The organism is Streptomyces atriruber (assembly GCF_001418325.1).
Taxonomy (GTDB): Bacteria; Actinomycetota; Actinomycetes; order Streptomycetales; family Streptomycetaceae; genus Streptomyces; species Streptomyces atriruber.
On the sequence record NZ_LIPN01000073.1, the window covers coordinates 1 to 7,793 of the forward strand.

The window sequence follows — 7,793 nt, forward strand, 5'->3', positions numbered from 1 at the left end:
CCCGCGGTGCGCACGAGAGTGGTGGCCTGCGGGTCGCCGTCGGCGACGAGCCGCAGCAGATCGCTGGTGTCGGACACCTCGACGCCCTGCAGCGCGAGTTCGCGGATCAGGGCGGCGCCGCTGGCGACGGTCTCCAGGCAGCCGATGTTGCCGCAGCTGCAGGGGCGGTCGCCCGCGGCGTCGACGCGGACGTGGCTGATGTCGCCTGCGCTGCCGTTGGCTCCGTCGTGCGGGCGGCCCGCGGAGATGACGCCGCTGCCGATGCCGCGGCCCGCCTTGACGACGACGAGGTGGTCCAGCTCCGGCCGGGCCACGCGGTGTTCGCCGACGGCCATCATCGTCGCGTCGTTGTCGACGGTGACGGGGATGCCGAGCCGTTCCGCGAGCACGTCGCGCAGCGGGTAGCGGTGCCAGCCGGGCATGCGGGAGGGGCTGAGGACACGGCCGGTGCCGGGCTGCACGGGGCCGGGGAAGGCGACGCCGAAGGCGCGTACGGTGCGGCCTTCGGCGCGCTGCCGGGCGACCAGCGCGTCGGCCTGCNNCGGCGTCGGTGACGGTGCCGCCGAGGTCGACCGCGCCGAGCCGCGCGTGGTGGCTGCCGAGGTCCGCGGCCAGGGCGACGCCGCCCCGCGCGGCCACCCGCAGCAGCCTGGGCCTGCGCCCGCCGCGCGAAGCGCCCTCGCCGGACTCGGTGAGCAGCCCGGCGTCGACCAGCTCCTGCACCCGCAGGGAGACCGTCGAGGGGGCGAGGCCCAGTTCGCGCACGAGGTCGGCGCGGGACGTGGCCGCCCCCGACGAGACCAGGTGCACGATGTGCTGCCCCGAGCCCGGCTCGCCGAGTGGTGTTCCGGTCATGCCGCCCCCAGTTGCTTGCCTGTTGCTTCGCATCGTCCTGCCGCGACGCACGTTGCTTCGATCCGTACTGCCGCGACGCAGGTTGATTCGGTTCGTTCGTTCGACAACAGGACGAACATTAGGTCCGACCGAAGCAAGCTGGCTACCCCCTCCGGATTTTCCACTTCTTGCCGAATGAAGCTATTGACTTGTTTTTCACCCTCGGCCTAGCGTTCGGGCGCCGCCCCGTCGTACTCCGGCACGGGCCGGCCCCGTACCCCTTGGAGGCCCATCGCCATGCGCTCATTCAGGTCCGCGGCGGCCGCGCTGCTCGTCCTCGCGGCGGCCCTCACAGGCTGCACCCGCGAGGGCGGCCGCATCGACATGGGGCCCACCGGCGGCACACCCGTCGAGGGCGGGACCGCGACGATGGCTCTGCCACCGGCGGCGACGCCCAACTGGATCTTCCCGATCGGCGCGCCGGGCTACGGCGCCTCGTACAACTACGGGATCCAGTCCCTGCTCTTCATGCCGGTCTACGACGCCGTGCAGGACAGGGCGAAGGGCGAGCTGACGACGCACGGCCCGAGCACGCTCGGCCTGCAGCCGAAGTACAGCGACGGCAACAAGACCGTGACCGTGCCGCTGCGCGAGGGCGTGAAGTGGTCCGACGGCAAGCCCGTCACCGCCCGCGACCTGGAGTTCTGGTTCAACCTGGTGAAGGCCGACAAGGCGAGCTGGGGCAACTATTCGGTCGGCACGATGCCCGACAACGTCAAGCGGTTCGAGACGCTCGACGACCACACCGTGCGGCTGCACCTGAGCCGCGCGTACAACCCCGACTGGTTCACCGCCAACCAGCTCACCCTGATGCGCGCACTGCCCCAGCACGCCTGGGACGCGAAGAGCGACGGCGGGAGGATCGGCGACTGGGACCGCACCCCGGCGGGCGCCAAGGCCGTCTTCGCGCGGCTCACCCGGCACGCGAAGAGCCTGGGCTCCTACGGCTCCGACCCGCTCTGGAAGACGGTCAACGGGCCCTGGAAGCTGGCGGGCTGGCGCGACAGCGGCCAGGTCACCATCGTGCCGAACGAGAAGTTCACCGGACCGAAGTCGGAGCGCCCGCACCTGGACAAGGTGGTCTTCAAGCCGTTCACGACGGCCGACTCCGAGTACAACGTGCTGCGTTCGGGCGGCGTCGACTACGGCTACATCCCGCCGTCGGTGATGGCGCAGAAGGAGAAGTTCGAGGACAAGGGGTACCGCGTCGATCCGTGGGAGGGCTGGGCGGCGACGTACATCGTCTACAACTTCAGCTCCACGCACGGCGGCCCGATGATGAACCAGCTGTACATCCGCCGGGCCATGCAGCACCTCGTCGACCAGAAGGCGATGAGCGACGTCATCTGGCAGGGCAGCGCGACGCCGACGCTCGGTCCGGTGCCGGTGACGCCGAAGAGCCAGTACCTGTCCGAGAAGATGGAGAAGAACCAGTACCCGTTCTCCGTCGGCAAGGCCAAGGCGCTGCTGAAACAGCACGGTTGGCGCATCGAGGACGGCACGGCACGCTGCGTGCGCCCCGGAACCGGCGCGGACGAGTGCGGCAAGGGCATCGGCAAGGACGCGCCGCTCGAACTGACCCTGCTCTCCCAGTCCGGGTCGACCGAGACGACGAACATGATGCAGGAGCTCAAGTCCTCGCTCTCCAAGGGCGGCATCAACCTGACCGTGCGTCAGCAGCCGCTGAACTCGGTGCTCGGCAACTCCGTGCCGTGCAGGGCGAAGGATCCGGGCTGCGACTGGGACATGTCCTTCTTCGGCACGGCGGGCAGCTGGTACTACCCGCTCAACCCCAGCGGCGAGCAGCTCTTCTCGACGGGCGCCTCCGCCAACTTCGGCAACTACAGCGACAGGAAGGCGGACCGGATCATCCGGGGCGTGCAGTACTCCCCCGACATGAAGGCCGTGCACGAGTACGGCGAGTACCTCGCCGACCAGCTGCCCGTGATGTGGATGCCGAACCCCGCGTACCAGGTCTCGGTGATCCGCAACGACCTGCGCGGCGTCTCGCAGAACCCGACCGTCACCTTCGCGCCCCAGCACTGGTACTACGTCAAGAAGAAGGGGGCCGAGAAGTGACCGGCTTCACCGGCTTTCTGGTCAAGCGCTTCCTCCAGGCGATCGTCGTCCTCTTCCTCGTGTCGGTCATCGTCTTCGTGCTCCTGCACATGCTGCCGGGCGGCCCCGCCCGCGCCATCCTCGGCCCGAAGGGCACCCCGCAGCAGATCGAGCACTTCAACCACCAGCAGGGATACGACCGTTCCCTGCCCATGCAGTACGCGATGTATCTGAAGCGGCTGCTCACGGGCGACCTCGGCGACTCCTTCAAGCTCAACTCGCCCGTCTTCGACCTGCTCAAGCAGCGGCTGCCGAAGACCCTGCTCCTCACGGTCCTGTCCACCGTCCTCGCGGTCGTCATCGCCGTTCCGCTCGGTCTGCTGCAGGCCGTCCGGCGCGGCAAGGCCTCGGACTACGCGCTGACGGGCCTCGCCTTCCTGCTGTACGCGACACCGGTGTTCTTCCTCGGCCTCATCATGATCATCCTGTTCGCGCAGGTCATGCCGGTCTTCCCGGCGGAGGCGCCACAGGGCGAGACGATCGGCGCGCTCCTCGGCGACTTCACCGGGCTGATCCTCCCGGTCGTCACCATGGCCTTCGGCATCGTCGCGATGTTCAGCCGCTACATGCGCTCGGCGGTGCTCGACAACCTCACCGAGGAATACGTCCGCACGGCGATGGCCAAGGGCCAGTCGAGCCGCCGGATCATGGTCCGGCACGTCATGCGCAACGCGCTGATCCCCCTCGCGACGCTCCTCGGCCTCTATCTGCCGACCCTGTTCAGCGGCGCTCTCGTCGTCGAGTCGATGTTCAACTACCCCGGCATGGGGCTGCTGTTCTGGAACGCCGCGCAGGGCTCCGACTTCCCCGTACTGCTCGGCGTGACGCTCGTCGTCGGTGTCGCCACCGTCGTCGGCTCGCTGCTCACCGATGTCCTGTACGCCGTCCTCGACCCCCGGATACGGAGCGTGGCATGAGTACCACGGTCGCCCCTGTCACCGCGCCAGGCCACGAGGACGCCGCGCAGGCCACGCCGTCGCTGGCCCGCCGCACGCTGCGGGTCTTCACCGGCAACAAGCTCGCCCTGACGGGCGTGGTGGTGCTGCTCCTGCTGCTCGCGTTCAGCTACCTCGGCCCGCTGGTGTACGACACCGAGCAGATCCACACCGACCTGTCGCAGGCGAACCTGCCGCCCGGCAGCTCCGGCCACCTCCTCGGCACCACCGACCTCGGCTACGACATGATCGGCCGTCTGATGGTCGCGGGGCAGACGTCCCTGGAGATCGGTCTGGCGGCCGGCCTGCTGGCCACGCTCTTCGGCACCGTCTACGGCGCGGTCTCCGGCTACTTCGGCGGGTGGATCGACGCGGCGATGATGCGCGTGACGGACGCCGCGCTCGCCATCCCCGCGATGTTCCTGCTCGTCGTGGTGGCCGCGATCATCACCCCCAGCAAGGGCGTCCTCATCATGATCATCGCGGCGGTGGCGTGGCTGTCCCCCGCCCGCCTGGTCCGCGGCGAGGCGCTGTCGCTGCGCAACCGTGAGTACGTCCAGGCGATGCGGATGATGGGCGGCGGCGGTACCCGCGCCGTCTTCAAGCACATCGTGCCGAACGCCATCGGCACGGTCATCGTCAACTGCACGTTCCAGATCGCCGACGCCATCCTCTACGTCAGCTACCTCGCGTTCCTCGGCCTGAGCATCCCGCCGCCCTCGGCCGACTGGGGATCGATGCTGTCGGCCGGCATCACCTACACCCAGAACGGCTACTGGTGGCTGATCTTCCCGCCGGGCATCGCGATCGTGCTGGTCGTCGCCGCGTTCAACTTCATCGGTGACGGGCTGCGGGACGCGTTCGAAGTGCGGCTGCGGAAGTAACAGGAGACACGACAGATGACCGAGCCCCTGCTCACCCTCGACGGCCTGCGCGTCGACATCGCCTCGCGCGAGCGCACTGTCCACGCCCTCGACGGCGTGTCCCTGTCCCTCGCCCCCGGTGAGGCCCTGGGCATCGTCGGCGAGTCCGGCTGCGGCAAGACGATGACCGCGCTCAGCGTCCTCGGCCTGCTGCCGCCCGGCGGCGAGATCACCGCGGGCCGCGTCCTGTTCGACGGACAGGACCTCGCCGCGGCACCGGCGCCCGTCCTCCAGGACGTCCGCGGCAACACCATCGGCATGGTCTTCCAGGACCCGCTGACCTCCCTCAACCCGACGATGACCATCGGCGCGCAGGTCGCGGAGCCGCTGCTCCTGCACCGCCCCGGCATCGGCAGGAAGGAGGCGTGGGCGCGGGCCCAGGAGATGCTGCGGCTCGTCGGCATGCCGCAGCCCGCCGAGCGCATGAAGGCCTACCCGCACCAGCTGTCCGGCGGCATGCGCCAGCGCGTGGCGATCGCCATGGCGCTGGTCTGCGAGCCGAAGCTGTTGATCGCCGACGAGCCGACGACGGCCCTCGACGTGACGACGCAGCACCAGATCCTGGAGCTCGTCGACGATCTGCGCGCCCGTCTCGGCATGGCGATGATCCTGGTCACGCACGACCTGGGGGTCATCGCCAACCGGGTGGACCGGGTCGCGGTGATGTACGCGGGCAAGGTCGCCGAACAGGCCGACGTACGCAGCCTGTTCGCGCGCCCGCGCCACCGCTACACCGAGGCGCTGTTCGCCGCGCTGCCCGAGCGCGCGGCCGACAGCGGCACGGAGCTGCACACCATCCCCGGGCTGCCGCCGAACCTCGCGACGCGCCCCACCGGCTGCCGTTTCGCGCCGCGCTGCACGTTCGCCACGGACGAGTGCCGTGCGGCGGAACCGCCGCTCGTGGACGACGGGACGCAGGGCGCGGAGCACCGGTTCGCGTGCTTCCACCCGGTGCCGGAGGACGCCGCGTCCGAGGACGAGGTCGTGGTGCCCGCGGCCGTTCCCGCCGCCGAAGCCCCCGGTGAGGTGCTGCTCGAACTGGACGCGCTGGTCAAGGAGTTCCCCCTGAAGGGAGGCGCGTTCTCGCGCAGCCGAGGGACGGTCAGCGCGGTCGGCGGGGTGTCCCTGTCGATCCGCAGGGGCGAGACGTTCGGCATGGTCGGCGAGTCCGGCTGCGGCAAGACGACGCTCGGCCGGATCGTCGCGGGCCTCGACGAGCCGACCGGTGGCGCGGTGCGCTTCGAGGGCGCCGACCCGTCGCGGATGTCGCGGACCGAACGGCGCGCCCACCGGCGGCGCGTCCAGCTGATGTTCCAGGACTCCACCGCCGCGATGGATCCGCGCATGCGGGTCGGCGAGATCCTGCGCGAGCCGCTCGTCATCCAGGGCGTCGGCAGCCGCGCCGAACAGGAGAAGCTGGTCGGCGAGCTCCTCGACGCCGTCGGCCTGCCGCGCGGCGCCGTGCACCGCTACCCGCACGAGTTCTCCGGCGGCCAGCGTCAACGCCTCGGTCTGGCAAGGGCGTTGACGCTCTCCCCCGACCTGGTGGTCGCCGACGAGCCGGTCTCCGCGCTCGACGTGTCCGTACAGGCGCAGATCCTCAACCTGATGCGGGAGCTGCAGCGCGAGCGCGGCCTGACCTATCTGTTCATCTCGCACGACCTGGCCGTCGTACGCCATCTGGCGGACACCGTCGGCGTGATGTACCTGGGCAAGCTCGTGGAGTCGGGCCCGGCCGAGCAGGTGTACGCGCATCCGCTGCACCCCTATACGCGCGGGCTCCTGGACACGGTCAACCTGCCCGACCCGGAGGCGGCCGCGGCCGCCTCCGGCGCGGACCGCGCGCCGCTGGAGGGCGAGACGCCCTCCGCCGCGAAACCCCCGTCGGGCTGTCGCTTCCGGACCCGCTGCCCCCTCGCCCAGGAGGTGTGCGCCACGACGGAGCCGCCGGTGAGCACGCCGAACGGCACGGGACACCAGGTGGCCTGTCACTTCCCGCTGGCCGCGCCTCGGCTAGCGTCGGCGGTGTGAGACTCGCCGATGCCCTTGCCCAGCGCCCGGTCGTGCTCGACGGCGGACTCGCCAACCAGTTGGAGGCCGCCGGGCACGACCTGAGCGACGCCCTGTGGTCCGCGCGGCTGCTCGCCGACGAGCCCGCGGCGATCGAGGCCGCCCACCGCGCGTACTACGAGGCGGGCGCCGAGGTCGCGATCACCGCGAGCTACCAGGCGACGTACGAGGGGTTCGCGCGGCGCGGCATCAACGCCGGGCGCACCCGCGAACTCCTCGGCCTGAGCGTCGACCTGGCCCGGCGTGCCGGGGCGGCGGCCGGGCGTGAGGTGTGGGTGGCGGCGTCCGCGGGGCCCTATGGGGCGATGCTCGCCGACGGCTCCGAGTACCGGGGGCGGTACGGCCTCTCGGTGGACGAGCTGGAGCGCTTCCACCGGCCGCGGCTGGAAACGCTCGCCGCGGCCGGACCCGACGTCCTCGCCCTGGAGACCGTGCCCGACACCGACGAGGCGCGGGCCCTGCTGCGGGCGGTCCGCGGGCTCGGGGTTCCCGCCTGGCTGTCGTACAGCGTCTCGGGCCCGCGCACGCGCGCGGGCCAGCCCCTCGCCGAGGCCTTCGCACTGGCCGCCGACGCGGACGAGGTGATCGCGGTCGGCGTGAACTGCTGCGACCCGAGGGACGCCGAGGCCGCGGTGGCGCTCGCCGCCCGGGTCACGGGCAAGCCCGGGGTCGTCTATCCGAACAGCGGCGAGACGTGGGACGCCGCCGCCCGCTCCTGGCGGGGGCCCGCCCGGTTCGCGGCCGGGCAGGTCGCGGGGTGGCGGGCGGCCGGGGCGCGGCCGATCGGCGGGTGCTGCCGGGTGGGGCCCTCGGTGATCGCGGAGGTGGCCGGGGAGCTGGCGCGGGACGGGGC

At 71.3% G+C, this 7,793-nt stretch carries 6 protein-coding genes and 1 pseudogene; 5 read left to right on the plus strand and 2 right to left on the minus strand.

Going from position 1 to position 7,793, the window contains the following annotated elements; all coding sequences use genetic code 11:
- Both AOK03_RS43850 and AOK03_RS45305 read right to left on the minus strand, forming a co-directional pair.
- Positions 1-527, minus strand: a 527-nt coding sequence (locus tag AOK03_RS43850; protein ID WP_244177528.1) for an ROK family protein, incomplete at its 3' end; no start/stop codon positions are given.
- Positions 528-542: 15 nt separating this feature from the next.
- Positions 543-888 (minus strand): annotated as a pseudogene (locus AOK03_RS45305) (winged helix-turn-helix transcriptional regulator); the annotation flags it as partial.
- Positions 889-1,131: 243 nt separating this feature from the next.
- Here AOK03_RS45305 and AOK03_RS08785 point away from each other — a divergent pair.
- The 5 genes from AOK03_RS08785 to mmuM all read left to right on the plus strand — a co-directional run.
- A complete protein-coding gene (locus tag AOK03_RS08785) occupies positions 1,132-2,973 on the plus strand; it encodes a peptide ABC transporter substrate-binding protein (protein ID WP_055564610.1) in 1,842 nt (613 codons plus the stop codon).
- Positions 2,970-3,929 (plus strand): ABC transporter permease, encoded by a 960-nt coding sequence (locus tag AOK03_RS08790; RefSeq protein ID WP_055564611.1) that lies wholly within the window; start codon positions 2,970-2,972, stop codon positions 3,927-3,929. The genes AOK03_RS08785 and AOK03_RS08790 overlap by 4 nt, the downstream gene beginning before the upstream one ends.
- Positions 3,926-4,831 carry an ABC transporter permease gene (locus AOK03_RS08795; protein WP_055564612.1) on the plus strand — a complete coding sequence of 302 codons (906 nt, stop codon included), beginning with the start codon at positions 3,926-3,928 and terminating at the stop codon, positions 4,829-4,831. The genes AOK03_RS08790 and AOK03_RS08795 overlap by 4 nt, the downstream gene beginning before the upstream one ends.
- 15 nt (positions 4,832-4,846) lie before the next feature.
- Positions 4,847-6,901 (plus strand): ABC transporter ATP-binding protein, encoded by a 2,055-nt coding sequence (locus tag AOK03_RS08800; RefSeq protein WP_055564613.1) that lies wholly within the window; start codon positions 4,847-4,849, stop codon positions 6,899-6,901.
- A partial coding sequence (gene mmuM, locus AOK03_RS08805) for a homocysteine S-methyltransferase (RefSeq protein WP_055564614.1) occupies positions 6,856-7,793 on the plus strand: 938 nt, incomplete at its 3' end. The genes AOK03_RS08800 and mmuM, both read left to right, overlap by 46 nt.